This window comes from Prevotella sp. DNF00663 (assembly GCF_001553265.1).
Lineage (GTDB): Bacteria > Bacteroidota > Bacteroidia > Bacteroidales > Bacteroidaceae > Prevotella.
Genome location: NZ_KQ960645.1, coordinates 70,302 through 91,241 on the forward strand (window position 1 = coordinate 70,302; position 20,940 = coordinate 91,241).

Consider the following 20,940-nt stretch of genomic DNA (forward strand, 5'->3'; position numbering starts at 1 on the left):
TCTGCACCAAAGTGACAGAGGCTCAGACTTGAGTTTAATTTATTCTTCTAGGATTCTAAGACAGGCGCCCTTGTGTCTTCATTGAAATCGATTTGTATTGATAGTCGACTACGATGAGCAGTATTGGGCGAGTGGTGTACGACTGCACCCTGTCTATCTTCTTAGTGTAACTGAAAGTTAGAGTGTTATTCTTGCATATTTCATTCCATGTTTGTTAGTTTCTATATAAATGTGTAAATTAGCCTTTTCTTGCATTGATGGTCAAGTTTTTTGTTGGATAATCTTCTATTTAAATACGGATGTGAGGCTCTTTTTCGAGATAAGTTTTCAGTAAAAGAAAAAATAAATTCATATTTTTAGTTATAAAATGAGGTTAGCTGTGTCTAATCTTAATATAATGACGAGACACGACGTGAGCAAAAGTGTTCCGCCGGCTACCAAGAAAACACGAACCATCTAGATGTGATGAGATGAAAGCAGCATTGTCATGAATACCATCATAAATATACTAACCTATGTAATAATTTAACCTAAAGCTTATGTGTGGATTAATAAAATCGAGAATGTTTGCCTATGTTTTGGCTGCACTGTTAATGGGGAATCCCCTCCAAATAGTAGCACAACAACAGAAGGTATCGCTCAAACTCAACCAAGTGAGTTTGAAGAAGGCATTAAGCGAAATTGAAAAACGAACTCAGTACAAGTTTAGCTATCGCGATGTGACGCTAGATGGCTGTGCCCCCGTGAGTCTTCAGAAGCAGAATGTCACTGTAGAGGCTGTGTTAAAAGAAATCCTTGAGGAACGTGGATTGGAATACAGATGGGTTCAACCCTCAACTATTATCATCTCGCCTAAGGTAGATGCGAAGTCTCGCAACAAGAAAGCAAGTAAGGCTAGTGGTATGGTGACCGACGCACAGGGTGAACCTGTTATTGGCGCCATAGTACAGGTGGTGGGCAAGAATCGCAGGGCATCTACCAATTTAGATGGGAAGTTTGTCCTCGATACAGAAGAAGGAGATGTGTTGGAAGTCAGTTATGTGGGTTTCCAAACGGTTCGTGTGCGCCCGAAAGATAATCTAAGCGTGGTCATGCAAGAGAATATGGAGTCGCTCGACGAGGTTGTGGTCGTAGGTTATGGCACTCAACGTAAGCGCGATCTTACCGGTTCTATCGCCATGTTGAAAGCCGATGACATGAAATTCGACGGAATTTCGTCGGTAGGGCAGGCACTTGGTGGTAAGGCTGCCGGCCTTTATGTACGTCAGAACAGTGCTCAACCCGGTGGAGGTATCGACATTCTTATACGTGGCGCGGGCAGTGTCAACGCCGGCAACGACCCTTTGTATATTGTTGATGGTTTTCCTATTGCAAAACTTGACCAGCCGGATGGTGGTGATAAAAAGATGAGTCCGGGAACACAAAGCATACTCAACTTCCTAAATCCGAATGACATTGAGTCGATAGAAGTATTGAAAGACGCCTCCGCCACTTCCATCTATGGTGCACGTGCGGCCAACGGTGTAGTTCTCATCACGACCAAGCGTGGTAAGACCGGTAGTGCTAAAGTGTCTTATTCGTATGACTTTTCTTATCAGAAATATTCCGATATCTATAATCTGCTGTCGTTGAAAGAGTGGATGCAGGTGCGTAACGATATGGCCTTAGAAAACTATATGTGGAACAACCGAGTAGCTCCATACGGCACAAAGACAATGAAAGAGGTAGCTGCTAATCCCTATAACGGGATACAATTGAGTTATCCTTATACCGATGCGCAGATTGCGGCAGCCGGAGAGGGTACCGACTGGCTCGGACTGATTACGCGTAACGGCCGTATCAATGAGCACAACGTCAACCTGCAGGGCGGTAGTGACAAAACACAGTATATGCTGTCGTTCAACTACTTCGACCAAAAAGGTATCGTGAAGAACTCCGGTTTGACTCGATACACGCTGAAAACCAACATCGACCAGAGCTTTCTCAAGATATTCAAAGCTGGTTTGAACCTGACGATGACACGTATCAATAATGATAATACACAATTGGGGGCTGCACGTTATGAGAACTCCGGTATTATCCGCTCGGCCATTCAGATGAGTCCGGAGGTGAAAGCCTACGATGTCGAAACGGGTACTTATCCTGTCAATCCCCTGTTGGCCAAACAGCCTAACCCGTACTCGTTGCTGACGAATACCGACCAAGGACGCACTAATCGATTAATCGGTAACGTCTATATAGAGGCTCGTCCGTTAGAAGATTTGCTGTTGCGTGGTGCCTTGGGTATAGATCATGCGCAGATAGATCGTAAGACTTACCAACCTCGCACAACCGTAAATGGTAATGCCAACGGTGGAGTAGCCTATATTTATAATACAAACAACGATCAGTATCTGGCAGAAGCTACGGCCACTTATCACAAGACTTTGGCCGATATCCACAATGTTAATTTCATGGTGGGTGCCTCCTACGAAGAATTTAACAATGATATATCCGAGTTGGGAAACAACAACTTCCTGACTGACGCTTTTCTTTATAACAATATTGACGCCGGAACGGGAACCAAGATAACCAAGTCCAACGCTACGAAAAACAAGATGGAATCTTATTTTATGCGTGCTTCCTACGTACTCATGGATCGCTATCTCTTTACGGGAACCATGCGTGCCGATGGTGCCAGCGTGTTTGCCAAGAACAATAAGTGGGGCTATTTCCCCTCTGTTGCTTTAGGTTGGCTTATCAATGAAGAAAGTTTCTTGAAGCAGACAAAATGGCTTTCGAATCTAAAACTGCGTCTCAGTTGGGGACAGACGGGTAATGCCGACATCGGAACCAGTGCCTTTGCAAGTTTCGCAGCCGAGAATTCCTATGTCAACGGTGACCATAAGACCGTTATCGGTGTAAAGAAAGGTAAGTTTGATAATCCCGACTTGAAGTGGGAAACCACCGAGGAATGGAACTTAGGTCTTGACTTTGGTTTCTTAAAGGGACGTATCAGTGGTTCGATAGATATTTACCAACGCACTATTTCCGACTTGCTCAACTATCGTCTGCTCAACTCTTACCAAGAACTTCCCAAGGTAATGTCGAATATCGGTAAAACACAGGGACGAGGAATCGAAGTAATGCTTAATACTCGTAATATTGAAACGAAAGACTTTGGTTGGACTACCAACTTTACATTTACCATGTATCGCGATAAATGGAAGGAGCGTACACCCGATTGGAAGCCTGCTGTCTATGAGCGGGCCAATGATCCTATTCGTCCCATCTACGCACGTAGAGCCGACCATATCTTACAAATAGGCGAAAAAGCTCCTGCTGCTCAGCCCGATTTGCTGCCGGGTCAGGTTGTCATCAAAGACCTTGACGGTTATAAGCGCGATGCTTCGGGCAATCCAATGACCGATGAAAACGGGCACTTTATACTTACCGGAGCTCCCGATGGCAAGATAGATGATGCCGATACCAAACTTATTGGTTCAAGAGACCCTGGATGGTTGGCTGGTCTCAACAATGTATTCCGCTACAAAGACTTTGAATTTTCGTTCATGTTCAATGGTATGTTCGATCGAAAGATAGAAGATCCCACGATGGCCTTTTACGGTATTAACAGCTATGGTGTGGCAGGCTCAGGAATAAATGGTTTGAAAACCAATCTTGAACGCTGGACACCGACCAATCCTTCTTCCCGATATCCAAGCGCATTCTACAACATGGGACGTGGCAAATACTATACGAGTGGTGACTTTTTCTATCAGAACGCATGGTTCATCCGTCTGCAAAACGTGTCGTTGAGCTACAATTTGCCTAAGAAATTGTTGAGTAAGGTTGGATTTATCAATAGTCTACGCGTGCATCTTTCGGCCAATAACCTTTTTGTGATTACGCCTTATGATGGGCTTGATCCAGAGACTGATGCCTATGAGGCTGCCTATCCCAACGCCAAGACCTATAGCTTTGGCGTGAACATCACATTTTAATATTTCAACAGCATTATATTATGAAACCTTTCAAACAATTCAAATATGTATCCTGTATGGTGGCTTTAAGTTTGGCTACCACCATGTTTACAGGATGTGCCGACCTGAATCCGGTGGATTATTCCGAGATGAATAGCGAACTATTTCCCAAGGTTGAGAGCGATTATACCACACTTGTGAACGAATGCTATCGCTCTATTCGCTCCAGTTGGTTCGATGGCTTGTTCGCCACAGACGACCGAGGATGTGTCGCCCTTAATGACGCGACTACCGAAATACTGACTGCCCGTAGTCATATTTTTAAGAAACAACACGATCTGGACTGGAATTCTACCGACGATTACTTGGTCGGATTCTATTATACGGAGAAGGATCCATCGGGTGGTGGCTTTCGTGATGGCTTTGCCAATGATATTAGTCGTTGCACGTCGGATTTAGCTTATATCGAAAATGCTACTTCTTTGAATGAGGCACAAAAGAAAAAGATGACAGCCGAAGTGCGGTGTGCCCGTGCTTTTATCTCTTATACGCTTTATGATATGTTTGGCCCCTTGATCATTGCGCCACAGAAACTATTGGAAACTCCACGTGAAAATGAGCCTTTGCCACGCATGTCTCGTGAAGAAATGGTGAAATTCATAGAGGCGGACTTGCTTTATGCGGCTGAAAACCTGCCGTCTCCCAATGCGGTTGAATATGGTAGGTTCAGCACCGGACTGGCCAAGATGCTGCTTATTCGTCTGTATTTGCATGAGACAAAGGACGACAAGAGTTATTATGCAAAGGTGGAAACGTTAGCCCGTGAACTGATGCAACCTTCCTTTGGTTATCAGTTGCAGCCGACTTATACACGGATGTTTGAGGTTGGCGGACAGGGAAAAACTAATAAGGAAATCATCTTTGCCTTGCCCGTTAATACCGAAATGGTAAGCTGGAATGACTGGCACATGTTTGTATTGCCGTCTGATTTTGGAAGCAATGGCATGAAAGGCGGCTACCATAGTTTGACGAGTACTTGGCATTTCTACGACGGTTTTGAAGCAAACGACGTGCGCCGCACCTATCTTTTGGCCGAATACACGAGCAACAAGACCGGAAAACTCGTAAAGCGAGGCGATTATCCTAATCTTGACCTCGGCCCCATCCCCATGAAATATGGCTACGATACCGACCTGTTTGGTAACAGCGGACGTAGCAAGATAGACCCCATTCTCTATCGTTATGCCGATGTTTATCTGTCCTTGGCAGAGGCTTTGTATCGCAAGCCTGGAGCTTCGGCTGTCGATAAGCAGGAGGCTTTGAAGTATATCAACGTTATTCGTGAGCGGGCGGGTATAGCAAGTATAGATTATTCGGCCATTGACACGGATGAAAAGTTTGTCGAAGTGTTGCTCAAGGAGCGTTGTCATGAGTTCTGGTGCGAGAACGGACAGTATCGTGCCGACCTTATTCGACTGGATAAATTCATAGAATATGCCAAGACCATCAACGGTTCTCCTTATGCCGAAAAGGCGAAGGAAGTTTATCCTTTACCCAAGAGCGTTATCCTAGATGGTAAAGGCGTGGTCATTCAGAACGCAGGTTACGATTAAAAAATACACAAACGATGGATTACCACACGCTGGTAATCCATCAAAAGATAAGGTATATCGACTTTAATTTTACCGAACAACGGCAATATTATAGAATAAATATTTATGGATCGACGTAGTTTTTTGAAGCGTGCGACAGCATTTGGCATGGCTGCAACCTTGCCCAAGGTGCTGTTGGGTACTTCTCTGGTAGAGCAAGTTGCGGAGTCCCAGTCTTCAGGAGAGAAGTTTTGGGCTTGTCTGATGCATCTTTCCTTTAATTTTGCAGGCCAAATAAAACTGTATGGAGGACTACGAACAGAATTTGAACCCGATATGGCTGTGTGGAACGCGGCCATCGAACGCATGGCTAAAAACCATGTAAACATGCTTTTTATCAATCTGGATGATTCGTTGGCTTGGCACAGTCATCCCGAGATTTCCTTGGCTCATTCGTGGACACACGAACAGTTGCGGGCACAGTTGATCAAGATTAGGAAGGCAGGAATAGAGCCTATTCCGATGTTTAACTTTTCTACGACACATGATGCGTGGCTGGGTAAGTATTCAAAAATGGTGTCATCGGCCAAGTATTATGAAGTTTGCGCCGACTTGATAGCCGAAGCCATCGCGCTCTTCGATACGCCTCGCTTTATTCATTTCGGCATGGACGAAGAACGAATCGACTACCAACTGTCCGATTATATAGTGATACGGCAGCAGGAAACATGGTGGGCCGACTTGTATTTCTACATCGGCGAAGCTATGAAACGGGGCGTTCGCCCTTGCGTATGGGCTGATTACGTGTGGCACCATCCGGATGATTTCTTCAAGATGATGCCCAAGTCGGTGGTACAATGTAATTGGTGGTACACCGAGAAGTTCTCTATCAACGATGTGGCTATCCGTTCTTATCTTGATTTGGCCCGTGAAGGCTATGACGTAATGGCCACCGGTAGTTTTGATCAAGAGAACCCCAAGAGCATTGGAAATACGGTGAAGTTCTGTAGCGAGCATATTGACGGCAATCATCTGTTGGGCTTTATGCAGACATTCTGGAAGCCGACGATAGAAACTTATCGTGCGCCTATCCTACAAGGGATTGACTTGATAGGAGCCGCACGTTCGGAATATGAAAATAAAAGGAGAGCGAAGGTATGAAAGACAGATTGATATGGGGATGTTTAATCCATCTTAGTTTCAACATGTGGGAGGAGTATATATGGCCGGGACGCCCCTTCCGAGGCTATCGACCCGACTTGGAACTGAGCGAACCGCTATGGAATGACGCCATCGAACTGATGGGCAAGAGCGGTGTAAACATGGTTGTTATTGATCTGGGTGATGCCATAAGATACCAGCGGCATCCCGAAATAGCCGTCAATGGAGCCTGGACGGTTGCCCGTTTGAAGCAGGAGTTGCGACGTATGCGGTCGTTGGGTATAGAGCCGATACCTAAATTAAACTTCTCCGCAGGGCATGATACCTGGATGAAAGAATACTCCAAGATGGTTTCTACCGATGAATACTATCGTTTCTGTTCGGATATGATAGCCGAAGTGTGTAGTATTTTCGGCCAGCCTCGCCTGTTCCACATCGGAATGGATGAAGAAGGCTACAATATGCAGAGTACCTACAAGCATGTGGTGGTGCGCAAAAATGATGCTTGGTGGCACGATTTCATGTTTCTGGTGAAGGAATGTGAGCGCCGGCATGCGCAGGCTTGGCTCTGGCCCGACTACATGTTGTGGCACCATCCCGACCAGTTTTTCAGTAAGATGCCTAAGAGCGTGATGCAGAGTAATTGGTATTATGATGAAGAGTTTAATCCCGAATGGGACATGGTGAGGCAGTATATTGATTTAGAAAAACATGGTTACGACCAAATTCCGACTGGTAGTTATCATTTTGAAAATCCTAAAAGTATAGCCAACACCGTGGCTTTCGCAGAGAAATATATCAGTCGGCAACACCTTAAAGGTTTCTTGCAGACGTGGTGGAAGCCTACGATAGAGGAAAACAGAGAGCGCATTCTAAAAGGCATTACACTATTGGGCGAAGCTCGTAAAGCTTATGAAGAACGACATACTTAAAACGATATATTTATGAAATACCTATTCTTTATTTTTCTTTTCAGCTTTATCTGTTCCTTTTCTTCCGCTCAAGTGCCTCATCGAGCGGCCGAAGACGTATGTCATGTGATGGCGCCAGACTACTGGAAGATGTGGAACGATTCTCTACAAGCTGCCATCGACCATGATATTGAGCTGTATAGGAAGGGTACGGCTACCATCGAATTGCCGGAGGTAAAGCCGGGTACGACAATCCGTGTGGAACAACTGACTCATTCGTTTATCTTCGGTGGTAACCTTTTTGTTTACGGACAGTTGGCTACTGAGGCTATGAATCGGAAATACGAAAACACTTTCGGTTCGCTGTTCAATGCCGCAACCATTCCATTTTATTGGAAAATGCTTGAACTGGAGCAAGGGAAACCACGCTTCGAGGGCGGTAGTTCGTATGTTTATCGTAGACCTCCAACCGATCCGATGGTTGATTTTTGCAATCAGAAAGGTATATTGACCAAGGGACATGCCATCATTTATGGCTTGCGGCTGCATGGTCATCCCACGTGGATGCCCGAAGACCGCCATGTGATGGACAGTCTTTTTCAGGCCCATATTCATCGGTTGGCACAGCGATATGGCGACCGGGTGAAGTTGTGGGATGTGGTCAATGAACCCATTGATCAAGCTAACAGAGGACTTATGCCCGATGATTACACCTTCAAATGCTTTCAATGGGCACGCCGGTATTTTCCATCTTCGGTACAACTGAATATCAACGACGTAGACCTTCATGGCCCGGTGGATTTGCATCGTCGCTATGCCGAGCTGACCCGCAATCTTTTGTGTCGTGGTTCGAAGATAGATCACATCGGTATAGAAATGCACATTTTCGATCCTTTGGAAGCTGCCGACATCGCAAAAGGCAAAGACCCCTACATCTCACCAGCACTTTTGCAAGCAAAACTCGATTGTCTGAAGGCTACAGATTTGCCAATTCACATCAGTGAAGTAACAGTTTGCGCACCCGATACCACTGAGCATGGCAAGCTGATTCAGGCTGTGATAGCTCGCAATTTGTATCGGTTGTGGTTCAGTTATCCCACGGTAGAAGCCATTACGTGGTGGAATGTGGTTGATGGTGGTGGTGCTTCGGGCGAGCCTTCCTACTCAGGTATTTACGATAAGCACATGGTTGAGAAGCCTGCCTATACCGTTTTAGATAATCTTATCAATCAAGAGTGGAAGACAAAGTTTGAAACTCGTTTGGCAAAAGACCGTACCTTGCGTTTCCGTGGCTTCCGTGGGAAGTATCTACTGACGTGGAAAGACCGCCGAGGCAAGGAATGTAAAAAAGAAATAGAAGTGAAATAGTGATATAATCATCTTTTAGAAGATATTCAGAATGAAGAAGCATATACTGTTGTTGTTATCATTTTGGTTGACTACCGTCATGGGCATGGCCGATAATCGCTTCGCCGGTGTACAGTCATTGGTAGACCGTCGCGTACCATGGCTTAAAGATAAGGTGATGTTTGAGTTGCTGCCACAGACCGATAAGGTTGAAACTTTCACCTTGGCTACGCATGATGGTAAACTCATTATCAAAGCTACAGGCGAGAATGTGGCTTGTATGGGGCTCAACCATTATTTGGAAGACTACTGTCACCGTTCCATGTCGCACATGGGAGATAACCTTGGACCGGTCAATCGTTTGCCCGAAATAACCTCACCTGTAACTCGTCGAGTTGACATGCCATTGCGTTATGCCCTTAATTATTGCACTTTCAACTATACCATGTCGTTCTACCAATGGGAAGACTGGGAGCATGAATTAGATTGGATGGCTCTTCATGGTGTCAATTTGATGCTCATGCCCATCGGTATGGAAAAGGTTTGGCAGAACACACTCCGCAAGTTTGGCGTCACCGAACTGCAAATTCGCAATTTTATTCCCGGTCCCGGTTATACCGCTTGGTGGCTTATGGGCAATTTGGAAGGTTGGGGTGGTCCTGTGTCACAGACTTTTATAGACGGTCAGGCACAGATGGCTCGTCGATTGTTGGGGCGCATGGAGGCATTGGGCATACGACCGGTGATGCAAGGTTTCTATGGTATGGTATCTAGAAGTATTCGCGATCGACATGCCGATGCCGTGATTCCACAAGGTATGTGGGGATTCTTCGAGCGCCCAGACATCCTCAAGCCTACCGGTAAACTCTTTGGAGATATGGCCGACGTGTATTATCATGAGATGAAAAAGCTCTATGGTACTAACCTGAAATACTTTGGAGGCGACCTCTTCCACGAAGGTGGACTCACTGGAACGCTGAATGTTTCAGACTGCGGTTTGGCAGTGCAAAGCGCCATGGAGCGTCATTTCCCCGGAAGTACATGGGTATTACAGGGGTGGAGTGGCAATCCTAAGCCGGCATTATTAGCTAAACTTAATCGCGAAAAAGTGTTGGTGGTCGATCTTTTCGGTGAGAATTCTGAAGTGTGGGAGCAGACACAGGCCTATGGCGGTACTCCTTTTATATGGTGTGTTGTGTCTAATTTTGGCGAACAATGTGGCATGTATGGTAAGTTACAGCGCATTGCCCTGCAGATAGATAAGGTACGCCATAGCCCTTATAAAAACTGTTTGAAAGGTGTAGGTATCATGCCTGAGGGCATCAACAACAATCCGGTGGTCTACGATTTGGTGCTCCATGCCCCCATGACCGACGGCAAAATCAATGTAGAAGAATGGCTTCGGTCTTACATTACCTATCGTTATGGAGCTTTCAATGAGGATATTTATGCTGCTTGGCTCATTTTCTTGCAGACCATCTATGCCAGTGTGCCTGAGAAATATGGTCTTCCTGAGAGCGTGTTCTGCGCTCGTCCGGGTACTAAAGTAGTCAATACCTCATCGTGGGGAGTACGTGCCCGATACTATGATATGGACTTCTTTAAGGAAGGTGTGAAACGCTTTATGAAAGCACGTGCGGCCTTTTCCAATTCAGAAACTTACTCCTACGATATGTTTGATTTGCTGCGTCAGGTGCAATCGGATAAGGGAAACCGCGCTTATGATGACATGATAGCAGCTATTGAGGCTAAGGATGTGGCTCGATTTGAGCGTACTTCCGACCGTTTCCTCCACCTTTTGTTGCGTCAGGATACCCTCCTTGCCCAAAGCAAGGGATTCACCTTAGACCGGTGGTTGGGTAAAGCAGCGTGTTTCGGGAAGACGGAGGGCGACCGCGCTTTGGCTCTGAAGAATGCTAAAATGCAGTTAACCTTCTGGGGACCTGACTGGAATCCCAATACTACCGTGCACGACTATGCAGCTAAAGAGTGGAGTGGTATGCTCAAAACTCTCTATTATGAAGAGTGGAAAATGTTTGTCGACGTATGGCGTCAGCGTGTTCGGGGTATCGAGATGATAGAGCCCGACTACTATGGATACCAAATTGCATGGAGCAAAAAGCCGGTGAACTACACGCCGGTGAAGCTCAATGAGGTACAGATGGAGGCTCTTGTGGCCGACATCCTTCGCTAAATGGTGAAATAAGTGTCAATTGCCAACCTCCTTCGGACGAGTTGATTGAATCTTCCGAACGGCGGTTGGCAAATACGATAGATAAGAGTTGAAGTGATAGATAAGAGTATGTTTCTAGGCATAAAGTTTGGTTTTCTGTTTGGTTTTGCCTACTTTTGAGTTCTGAAAAACAGTTAGTCTTTTAACGATATGACCTTTTGAAAGAACCTAATAAAATAAGTGGCATCACATGAACATGACATCAACAAAAGAAGATATGCTGATTTGGCTGCTCAAACACGACTCTCAATGGGCTTTTGACAATCTTTATCGCATGTATGCACATAGACTTATGGCCTTTGCCATGGAATATTGTCATCATAACGAGACTGCGGGTGAGATAGTGGAAGATACCTTTATCTGGATATGGACTCATCGTCACGAGATAAAACAGGAGAAAACACTGTTCAAACTGCTCTTTATCAAAGCACGCCATCTGCTTATCAATGCTTACAGGGCTACTCTTAACAGTCCTCGTTTTGAAGACTACGTGGACTATGTAGACAGTCTTGGTACAGAGAGCAACGGCGCACAGATGGATTATGACGACTTTGTACGCATCATCAGGAATGGACTTGAGCAGATTCCACCCACACAGCGGCGAGTCATAGAGTTGTCGCGATTCGAGCAGAAAAGTATCAAAGAGATTGCCGAACTCATGAATCTGAAAGAACAAACGGTGAGGAACCAATTGTCATTAGGGCTTAAGCAGCTGATGGCTTTCATCAATCGAGCGGGCTATGGAGCGTTTACGTTATGGCTGATGATTTGTTAATAAAGCATAAAAATCGGTATATCTTACATGATTTCATGTCTATTCCAATAATAATAAAGATAAGGTTATGACCAATATAGAGGAAAAATATAGGACCGGAAGGTTGACAAAGGAGGAATTATTGCAGTTCCGTGAATTTGTAAACCAGTCGACTGATGCTGAACAGGGCGCTGCCATGGAAGCTCATTGGCAGGAGGATATTGATACATCACACGTCAATGAGGCTGAGATAGATGCCATTCAAGAGCGTTTGGATGAGCAAATCAGTGGTTCACAGACATTGCATCGTCGGCTGTGGCACATCTTAGAGCGAGTGGCTGTGGTGCTATTGCCTATCTGTTTGATAGGGTTAGGCTATTTAAGCTACGAACGTTTGCGATCCACCGATAATCTTCTAACCATCTCTACGCGCCATGGTGAGCAGACAAGTATTACTTTTCCCGATAGTACACATGTGCAGGTAAACGAGCAATCTACAGTATCGTATCGGCCTCAGGTCTTCACACCTAACAAACGAGAGATAGATTTTCAAGGCGAAGGTTACTTTGAAGTGCATCGTGATAGTCGTCATCCGTTCATCATTCACACGCCCGATATGAGTGTCACAGTGACTGGAACGAAATTTAATCTCACTAATTATCCACAGTCGGCTACGGTGACGTTGTGCCTTTTCGAGGGTTCTGTGTCTCTCCGTTCTATGAAAACACAGGAGCAAATTACAGTGAAACCTCACGAACGATGTGTGCTTAACCGTCACACCGGACACTTTTCGGTGGAGCCATTTGATGAAGATGAGGCTTATTATACAGCTTGGCAACGCCATGAATTGGTGTTCCATAGTGTGCCGTTACGGCAGGGGGTGCAGAAGTTGAGTGTTGTCTATGGTGTTGAAATAGAACTGAAGAATGTCAATACCGACGATTATTTCACCGGCACACTGCCTTCGTCGGATTTTGGTAAGTGCATGGTTGTTATATCAGATCTCTATCGTTGCAAGGTGAGTCGTACTGACAAGTCAGTAATATTGAGTCGCTAAGCAGAACCAAATTCTCTGAATGACAGAAATATAGTGATTAATATATAAGATAAAAGGGCTGTCTCCTTATTCGGAAGATAGCCCTTTTTGTATCTTATTACCTTTTGAAAGAAATTCAAAAGGCTATTATGCAACTGCTTTCTTAGCAAATAGTTTGCCTTTGAGCCACTCTCTTACTGGCATATCGTAGAGTTTGTAAGAAGCGTAGGCTAGCATGATAGCGATGAAGAAGAGGCCTACCGACAACATGATGTGGGCATATAGGGGAGCGTCGGGATGTGTTTCTTTCCATGCCATCTGTGCATATACCAGTGGATAATGGGTGATATAGAGCGGGTAGGAAATCTCTCCGAAGAATTTACATACAGCTGCCGAGTGCTTGTCGGTGACTTTACTGCCTGCGCCTATAGCAACAATGAGTGGGAAACAAGCCAAGATGACAATGAGTTCGTAAACGCCATTGAGCCAAGGAGAGCCTTCGGCGCCGGCATAAGGCATCACGAGTAAGACGGCAACAAGCAGTGAACACCACCAGAATCCAGCACGAATGGTTATCAGTCGTCCCATACGAGAGATGAGCAATCCCATGAAGAAGGGGTAGAGCAGGCGTGTGCTGCCTATTAAGAGTTGGTCGGGAGTAAGGCTCCAACCACCTATCACGGTATAAATGGCATATTCGCGAGGCTTCAAAATGCCGCCGAGGTCAATGTTTAAACATAGGTTGACAGTGAGCAAAGCAAAGAGAGCGACACACACCATGAGCATTTTCTTGGAGAAACGGCGAATGATAAGAGCATAAAGCAAGTTGGCCAAATACTCCCATTGTAACGACCATGCTGGTCCGTTGAGTGGATTGGTCTCTGTCCATCCGCGTATATCCATCGACTTGGGCAACGGTATCATGGTGCAGGTGAAGAGGAATACGACGATAACCATCCACCAAGGAGTGTTTGAAATCATCGGGAATACCTCGCTGGCACCAAAGTAAAACATGCACATACCGAAGAAAGAACCGAAGATAACCATGGGGTGAAGGCGTACTAAACGACGCTTGATAAAATTCCAAGTAGACATCTTGTCCCAACGATCATCGTATGCGTAGCCTATCACGAAGCCCGATAAGACGAAAAAGAAGTCCACAGCTAGATAGCCATGGTTGAGGATTTGGAACTTAGGACCGGCTGAGTAGGTTTCAAAAAGATGGAAAGCCACGACGATTAATGCCGCCAATCCACGCAGTCCGTCGAGTATTTCGTAGCGCGGTTTAGAGGCTAGATAGATGTTATTCTTATCCATTTGATGTTTTGAAAAATTTGTATTAGTAGTGATGGGGGCAAAGGTAGCGATTTCTTTTGGTATCTTCTGCCCCCTAACATGAGAATGTTAAACAAAAAATCCCTGCAACCTTAATGGTGCAGGGATTTTTATATTGAAACTCGAAGTGTTTACTTCATAGGACAGCTGGGGCTCCAAGGCTTCAGTTGTTTGAAGAAATCATTGCCCTTATCGTCTACCAAGATGAAAGCAGGGAAGTCTTCTACATCAATCTTCCAAATGGCTTCCATGCCGAGTTCGGGATATTCCACACACTCGATGCTCTTGATTGAACTCTGTGAGAGGACTGCGGCTACGCCTCCGATGGTCCCCAAATAGAAGCCACCATGCTTTTGGCATGCATCGGTAACAGCTTGTGTACGATTGCCTTTGGCTATCATCACGAGACTGGCACCATGGTCTTGGAATTCATCTACGTATGGATCCATGCGGTTGGCAGTGGTTGGCCCCATCGAACCACAGGCATATCCCTCCGGAGTCTTGGCCGGTCCAGCATAGAGGATAGGATAGTCTTTGAAGTATTGTGGCATATCTTCGCCAGCATCCAAGCGAGCTTTGAGCTTAGCATGGGCTATGTCGCGAGCCACGATGATGGTACCTTTGAGGTTCACACGAGTAGATACAGGGTATTTAGTGAGTTCTGCACGTACAGCATCGATACCCTTATCAAGGTCGATGGTAATACCCTGTGCGCCCTCTCCGGGTTTACGATACTCTTCAGGAATCAGTTCTGAGGGGTTGTCGTCCATTTTTTCCAACCAGATACCATCGGCGTTGATTTTAGCTTTGATATTTCGGTCGGCTGAACAACTTACACCCATACCGATAGGACAGCTTGCTCCGTGGCGTGGAAGGCGGATAATGCGGATGTCATGAGCCAAAGCCTTACCGCCAAACTGTGCACCCAAGCCAATCTTGTGGGCTTCTTCAAGCAACTTGTTCTCCAAGTCGATGTCGCGGAAAGCACGTCCGGTCTCGTCGCCTGTGGTGGGTAAGTTGTCGTAATACTTGATAGATGCGAGCTTTACGGTAAGCAAGTTCTTCTCGGCCGAGGTACCACCGATGACGAATGCGATGTGGTATGGAGGGCAAGCTGCCGTTCCGAGACTCTTCATCTTTTCAACGAGGAAAGGCAACAATGTGCTTTCGTTTTGGATGGTAGCTTTGGTCATGGGGTAGAAATAGGTCTTGTTAGCCGAACCACCACCTTTGGCTACCATTATAAAGCGATACTCTGCACCCTCAACGGCTTCGATGTCTATCTGAGCGGGAAGGTTACAACGTGTATTAACCTCGTCGTACATGTTGAGCGGAGCATTCTGTGAGTAGCGCAGATTGTCTTGTGTGAAGGTGTTGTATACACCACGAGAGAGTGCTTCCTCGTCTTCGAAGCCTGTCCAAATCTGCTGTCCCTTTTCGCCATGGATAATAGCTGTACCCGTATCTTGGCAGAATGGGAGCACGCCTTTAACTGCTGTCTCAGCATTGCGTAGGAATTGGAGAGCCACATACTTATCGTTTTCCGATGTTTCGGGGTCGGTAAGGATGGCTGCCACCTGCTTGTTGTGTGCCCGACGGAGCATAAATTCGCAGTCGTGGAAAGCTTGCTGACTCAACAAGGTCAAAGCTTCCTTGCTCACTTTTACAATTTGTTTGCCTTCAAATTCGGCAGTGCTGACTCCCTCTTTGGTCAAAAGACGGTACTCGGTATCGTCTTTTCCCACTTGAAACATGGGAGCATACTTGAAATCTGGTGCTTTTGCCATAATGTTTTTTAATCTATAATAGGTTGTTTAATATCCGAAAATAGTTTCTGTAGATACGCGCTTCACAGGGCCAATCTTTTCCAATTCCTTCATGTTCAGGTTCTTCTCGTCGCCTAGGATGATGTAGCGGTAAGGCTTGCGAGCCATGTGTTGTTGCTCGAAGTCGACTATATCTTTGAGTTGGATGCTTGGCAATGTCTCATAAATCTTCTTGTTCAAGTCGTAATCCAATCCACGGTTCTTGGCATTGATGTACGCATTGAAGAACCCACCGCGCATCGTACGAACGCTCGCATAGAATTTGGTGAGGCTTTGTTTTGCCAATTGGAAGGCTGATTCGCTTTGTGGAATGGTGTCAAGAATCTCGTTAAAGACGCGTATACAGTCCGACATCTTGTCGTTCTGAGATATGATATAGGTCTGTACCCATTCTGGATGATTCTTCAAACGAGGCATCATGTAGCGGGCAGATGCGCTATATGCCAGTCCGCGAGCTTCGCGTAGTTCTTGGAATACAACACCGTTCATACCGCTACCGAAGTACTCGTTGAAGACAGCTTCGATGGTCGCGCGTTCCGGAGTCCACTGTGTATTCTCGTTATGATACATCATCATATAGATGTTTTTGGCATCATAAGGAGCCAACAGCACCTCGTTCTGTGTTGTGGTTTGCTCTTGATACTCTTTCTTTGTGGGTATGTTGAGCAATTTCTTGCCCATACGGTGTTGCTTGTCTACCAATTTAGTGATGGCAGCGAGGCTCGACGGACCACAATAATATAAGGTGTGCTCATAGTTGCTCAGGTTTTTGATGAGGTCGACGAGCGTCTGTGGATTGGTCTGCTTGAGTTGTGAAGCCGACAATTGGTTCAGTTGAGGATTGTATTCGCCATAGATTCCATAGCTGGAAAGGGCACTGAAGTTGGCCGATTGAGACTTTTTGTTGTCGGCACGACCCTTTAGAATCAGACCCACATATTGATTGTAAGCCTCTGTGTCAACCTTCATGTTCTTCAAAACCTTTTCGGCCAATGCCACAGCGGCAGGCATGTTTTCGTTCAATCCGGACAGGCTGACGGTGATAGCATTATCAGATACGTTGATACCGAAGTCGCAAGCTAATTTATAGAATTGCTGTTTCACTTGGTCGGCAGATAATTTGTCTGTTCCCAATAAGTCTACATAGCCGGCTGCATAGTCGTATCTTACGTCGCTTTGTTTGCCAAATTCGTAGCGATACATCATAGTGAAGAGCTTGTCGTTGGCCTCTTGTCGATATACTACTGGCAGTTTCTTGCCAGTTTTGGCGAATGTTAAGTCGCGTTTAAAGTCTACAAAATGAGGTTGTATAGGCTCCGGCTTGCTGGCAGCTATCTTACGTAAGAACTCACTACTCTTATCTCTGTTGGTCGGAATAGCCGTGATAGCCGGCTTTTCTATTTTCTTGATGGTCTTATCCTCGCCTGTCTTCTTGTATACACAAACGAAGTTTTGACCGAAATATTTGCGAGCAAACTCTACAATCTGTTGTTTTGTCATCTTCTAGATACGGTCCATACGATTCACAACCTGCTCCCATTCGATACCATTGATGAACGCATCGACGTACTGGCTAGCGCGAGAATTGTTGTTCAATAGCGATGCATAGTAAGCTCGCTTCATGTTGTTGACAATCGAGGGAAGCAAATCGTCGGAGAATTCTCCATTTTTCAGCTTTTGAATCTCGGCCAAGATGAGGGCGCGAACTTGTTCCAATGTTTGGCCTTCTTTAGGATACCCCACAGCTATAAATTCGCTATAATCGGTCAAAGCATTGACTCCTGTGCCTGCTCCTTGTACTTTCATGGCTTGATTCAAGTTCAAATCGAAGAGACCGGCACGGCCGTTTGACAACAGCGAACTGATGACTTCGAGCGTATCATTCTGCAAAGAAGAAGCCTTGTCAAACTTCCATCCCATCATCATGTTTTCTGCTTCGATACCTATAACCGTCGTATCAACAACAGCAGTGAGATTGGGTTGAGCAGGGAATTCTGGGCGTGAGAGGTTCTCACTTTTCTTCCATCCACCGAAATATTTGTCGATTAAGGCTACGGTCTCGTCGGGATTCAAATCACCGGCCATACAGATAGCTACATTATTGGGTACATAGTACTTCTTGAAGTAGTTTTTGATATTGACGATAGAAGGATTTTTCAAGTGGTCGCCCACACCGATAGTAGTCTGTGTTCCGTAGGGATGAGTAGGGAAGAGCTTTTTATTGAGAGCATCCCAAACTTTCCGGGCGTCCTTGGCCAAGCCGATGTTGTACTCTTCGTACACAGCTTCAAGTTCGGTATGGAAGCCACGAATCACCATATTTTGGAAACGATCGCTCTGTACTTTGGCCCAGTTTTCAATCTCGTTGGCCGGGATATTTTCCTGATAGCAGGTCACATCGTTGCTCGTATAGGCATTGGTACCCTCTGCTCCGATGCTGGCCATCATCTTATCGTATTCGTTTGGGATATTATACTTGGCTGCCAACTGCGACAAGCTGTCTATGCTGTGATACCAAGCTTTGCGCTTTGCTGGGTCTTTGATGGTGCGATAGACCTCGTAACGATTCTGAATAGAGTCGAGTAGGGGTTGCTCGGCTGCCATATTACTGGTACCGAAGTGATTTGTTCCTTTAAACATCAAGTGCTCCAAGTAGTGAGCCAAGCCTGTCGTTTCAGCTGGGTCGTTGCGCGAACCGGTTCGTACGGCAATGTAGGTTTGGATGCGTGGTGCATCTTTATTGACGCTTAGATAAATCTTCAGACCGTTGTCAAGCGTATAAATACGCGTCTGCATGGGGTCGCCTTTGACTGTCGTGTAGTGATAATCCTTAGCTTGCATACCCATGACGGAACATGCTAATACCATGACAGTGGCAATGATTCTCTTTGTTTTAATCATTTTCATGAATTTATAATGTTATACTGTTCTCTTCGTTTTGTTCTGTTTCGCGACTTAGCATATTGATGAAATCGCTCAATACACTCTTTTCCACATCGCTTGATGTTAATTCTTGCTCAGCATTTTTGCGAATTTGGTCTGCCCACATGTGTCGAGCTGCGATACCATCTTGCATGATTTGCTCCGTGGCATCATCGGTTAGCTCGGTCAGATGGTAATAATTGAGTATCAATCGGTACGTCCAAGCCCACTCATATTCCCGGTACGACTCGTGGATGTCAACCAATCGGTCGATGATGTCTTGCACCGTCTCGATGTCACCATGCTTGATGTCGTTGATTAGCATACGTTCCTCACTCTTCGGTAAGAGCATACCGGCAAGGTCACTCCATTGTCCACAGCCCGTTTGAGCGTAGGGTTGTTCGGCTTCATTCTGCTCTATACGCTGCTTCAATACCGCTCCCATGTAGATGTGCAAGGCCATATCGTAGTTTTGGATGCCCTGTTTTAAGTCGGCGGCAGATATTGCGTGCTCATGATAATAATAGGTGGGAGCGTGTTCTCCCGATGCTTCGCGCAGGCGTTCGAGTATCTCTTTACCCTCGACGATACTTCCTATGGTGACAGGATTCAACCAGTCGAAGTCGACAATGCTTCTCTGAATGGCATGAACGCGCACATCGCGCTTCACCCACTTGTGTATGTCTCGATACAATCCGGCAGTGCAGAGTGTGTAGCCCGGCTTCAGATATACGGTGTCACCTACTGCTTTGAGCTGTGAGAAAGGCATTGACAGGGTATCAGGATGATGCGTTAAAACACCGGAACATGTAGAGAATGCGCCGATATGCACCGGCATGACCAGTTGACAACCGCTCTCTGTAGTGCATCCGCGCTCTAAAATACCATGATGGATAGCCCCCAGTTTACCGCAATCGTTGCTGAAATTAGTGGCGCTACCGGCATTGTAAAACGAGAACATGCCGCTCAATAGCAGGCTGTTTTGATGATGATTGGTACTGAAAGGACCGCAAAAAGCTGAGCAGACTTCCCCCTTACTCATGTTGGAATTGGCAAAGAAGACACTGCTAGTTGCTGTAAAACCATTGTTCAACTGACACGCTTCGCCTACAAAACAATCTTGTATCTTTACACCGTTGGTGATGGATGAACCGTCGCAGATAATGGAATTTTCACAGATGACGGCCGTTCCAATAAATACACTGGCATTGGGTGAACTGATAATTGTGCAGTCGCAGAGTCGTTCGGCACCACTAATTTCACAGTCGTCGTGAATGATGGTGTTGGTAATCTCTTTGGTATTGACAATCTTCACGTTGTTACCGATGATGCCACGGTCGGGCATACGGCGCTCAATATCCTCATGAATGAGACGTCGGAGGGCGTCGCGCAACAGTTTGTCTTCGGCATGTAGCACCATGAGGGCGGCCAATTGACTGCTGAGATTGTGGAAGAGTAGCAGATTGCCTTCGCCCGATTCGTTGAGCACGGAGACCGGATTACCCTCTCCATAAGTCGCTCCTTCGGCTGTTTCCATCATTGCCACGTTGCCGATATAGCAGTCGTCGCCTATCGTATAGTTGTTGATATAGGTGCCGATATTCTCTATGAGACAGTTGTCGCCGATAGAAACGTTGCGCAGGGTGGCGTTGTTGATACCACTATGTTTCATGAATCCGCGGCTTACCTCGACATTTTTGGTAAATTCGCCCAACTCTATGTCACCGTAAAACATGACCCGATGCAAATAATTAGGCATGAAATCCTCGGCTACCTGTATTGCAGTCCAGTCTTCGGCCCAACAATTATTCTCTTCAAGTGTGATGATTTCTTTGTCTGTCAACTGTCTCATGTCTATCTG

Annotated in this window: 11 protein-coding genes and 1 pseudogene; 8 read left to right on the plus strand and 4 right to left on the minus strand. The window is 45.8% G+C overall.

Features of this window, described 5'->3' with window-relative positions:
• Positions 1 to 563 precede the first annotated feature (563 nt).
• From HMPREF3034_RS08880 to HMPREF3034_RS08915, 8 genes are all read left to right on the plus strand, one after another.
• On the plus strand, positions 564 to 3,983 hold the full coding sequence (locus tag HMPREF3034_RS08880; RefSeq protein ID WP_231725654.1) for a TonB-dependent receptor: 3,420 nt from the start codon (positions 564 to 566) through the stop codon (positions 3,981 to 3,983).
• A 20-nt stretch (positions 3,984 to 4,003) separates the two neighbouring features.
• Positions 4,004 to 5,575: a RagB/SusD family nutrient uptake outer membrane protein gene (locus tag HMPREF3034_RS08885; RefSeq protein ID WP_062434936.1), complete on the plus strand. Its 1,572-nt coding sequence runs from the start codon at positions 4,004 to 4,006 to the stop codon at positions 5,573 to 5,575.
• Between the two features lie 105 nt (positions 5,576 to 5,680).
• The gene (locus HMPREF3034_RS08890; RefSeq protein ID WP_036899312.1) at positions 5,681 to 6,715 is read left to right on the plus strand and encodes a hypothetical protein; all 1,035 of its coding nucleotides are present in this window, start codon (positions 5,681 to 5,683) and stop codon (positions 6,713 to 6,715) included.
• Positions 6,712 to 7,647, plus strand: coding sequence for a Tat pathway signal protein (locus HMPREF3034_RS08895; RefSeq protein WP_036899310.1), 936 nt, complete (start codon positions 6,712 to 6,714; stop codon positions 7,645 to 7,647). The genes HMPREF3034_RS08890 and HMPREF3034_RS08895 overlap by 4 nt, the downstream gene beginning before the upstream one ends.
• A 12-nt stretch (positions 7,648 to 7,659) precedes the next feature.
• On the plus strand, positions 7,660 to 8,994 hold the full coding sequence (locus HMPREF3034_RS08900; RefSeq protein ID WP_082721748.1) for an endo-1,4-beta-xylanase: 1,335 nt from the start codon (positions 7,660 to 7,662) through the stop codon (positions 8,992 to 8,994).
• Between the two features lie 31 nt (positions 8,995 to 9,025).
• Complete coding sequence (locus HMPREF3034_RS08905) at positions 9,026 to 11,167, plus strand: alpha-N-acetylglucosaminidase (protein WP_062434943.1); 2,142 nt, start codon at positions 9,026 to 9,028, stop codon at positions 11,165 to 11,167.
• A gap of 235 nt (positions 11,168 to 11,402) precedes the next feature.
• Positions 11,403 to 11,981 carry a sigma-70 family RNA polymerase sigma factor gene (locus HMPREF3034_RS08910; protein WP_231725655.1) on the plus strand — a complete coding sequence of 193 codons (579 nt, stop codon included), beginning with the start codon at positions 11,403 to 11,405 and terminating at the stop codon, positions 11,979 to 11,981.
• Positions 11,982 to 12,048: 67 nt separating this feature from the next.
• Complete coding sequence (locus HMPREF3034_RS08915; protein WP_062434949.1) at positions 12,049 to 13,017, plus strand: FecR family protein; 969 nt, start codon at positions 12,049 to 12,051, stop codon at positions 13,015 to 13,017.
• A 126-nt stretch (positions 13,018 to 13,143) separates the two neighbouring features.
• Here the strand turns inward: HMPREF3034_RS08915 and HMPREF3034_RS08920 are convergent, their stop codons facing one another.
• The 4 genes and pseudogenes from HMPREF3034_RS08920 to HMPREF3034_RS08935 form a co-directional block, all read right to left on the minus strand.
• Positions 13,144 to 14,313 carry an acyltransferase family protein gene (locus HMPREF3034_RS08920; protein ID WP_062434952.1) on the minus strand — a complete coding sequence of 390 codons (1,170 nt, stop codon included), beginning with the start codon at positions 14,311 to 14,313 and terminating at the stop codon, positions 13,144 to 13,146.
• A gap of 149 nt (positions 14,314 to 14,462) precedes the next feature.
• Complete coding sequence (locus HMPREF3034_RS08925) at positions 14,463 to 16,118, minus strand: fumarate hydratase (protein WP_036899299.1); 1,656 nt, start codon at positions 16,116 to 16,118, stop codon at positions 14,463 to 14,465.
• A 27-nt stretch (positions 16,119 to 16,145) separates the two neighbouring features.
• Positions 16,146 to 19,058, minus strand: a pseudogene (locus HMPREF3034_RS08930) (M16 family metallopeptidase).
• 10 nt (positions 19,059 to 19,068) lie between these two features.
• Positions 19,069 to 20,931, minus strand: coding sequence for a DUF4954 family protein (locus HMPREF3034_RS08935; protein WP_036899297.1), 1,863 nt, complete (start codon positions 20,929 to 20,931; stop codon positions 19,069 to 19,071).
• Between the last annotated feature and the right edge of the window lie 9 nt (positions 20,932 to 20,940).

What these genes read in the sequence shown, in the direction of transcription:
- HMPREF3034_RS08880 (WP_231725654.1), top strand. Translation starts at nt 564, where the DNA reads ATGTTTGCCTATGTTTTGGCTGCACTGTTAATGGGGAATCCCCTCCAA.
- HMPREF3034_RS08885 (WP_062434936.1), top strand. Translation starts at nt 4,004, where the DNA reads ATGAAACCTTTCAAACAATTCAAATATGTATCCTGTATGGTGGCTTTA.
- HMPREF3034_RS08890 (WP_036899312.1), top strand. Translation starts at nt 5,681, where the DNA reads ATGGATCGACGTAGTTTTTTGAAGCGTGCGACAGCATTTGGCATGGCT.
- HMPREF3034_RS08895 (WP_036899310.1), top strand. Translation starts at nt 6,712, where the DNA reads ATGAAAGACAGATTGATATGGGGATGTTTAATCCATCTTAGTTTCAAC.
- HMPREF3034_RS08900 (WP_082721748.1), top strand. Translation starts at nt 7,660, where the DNA reads ATGAAATACCTATTCTTTATTTTTCTTTTCAGCTTTATCTGTTCCTTT.
- HMPREF3034_RS08905 (WP_062434943.1), top strand. Translation starts at nt 9,026, where the DNA reads ATGAAGAAGCATATACTGTTGTTGTTATCATTTTGGTTGACTACCGTC.
- HMPREF3034_RS08910 (WP_231725655.1), top strand. Translation starts at nt 11,403, where the DNA reads ATGACATCAACAAAAGAAGATATGCTGATTTGGCTGCTCAAACACGAC.
- HMPREF3034_RS08915 (WP_062434949.1), top strand. Translation starts at nt 12,049, where the DNA reads ATGACCAATATAGAGGAAAAATATAGGACCGGAAGGTTGACAAAGGAG.
- HMPREF3034_RS08920 (WP_062434952.1), bottom strand. Translation starts at nt 14,313, where the DNA reads ATGGATAAGAATAACATCTATCTAGCCTCTAAACCGCGCTACGAAATA.
- HMPREF3034_RS08925 (WP_036899299.1), bottom strand. Translation starts at nt 16,118, where the DNA reads ATGGCAAAAGCACCAGATTTCAAGTATGCTCCCATGTTTCAAGTGGGA.
- HMPREF3034_RS08935 (WP_036899297.1), bottom strand. Translation starts at nt 20,931, where the DNA reads ATGAGACAGTTGACAGACAAAGAAATCATCACACTTGAAGAGAATAAT.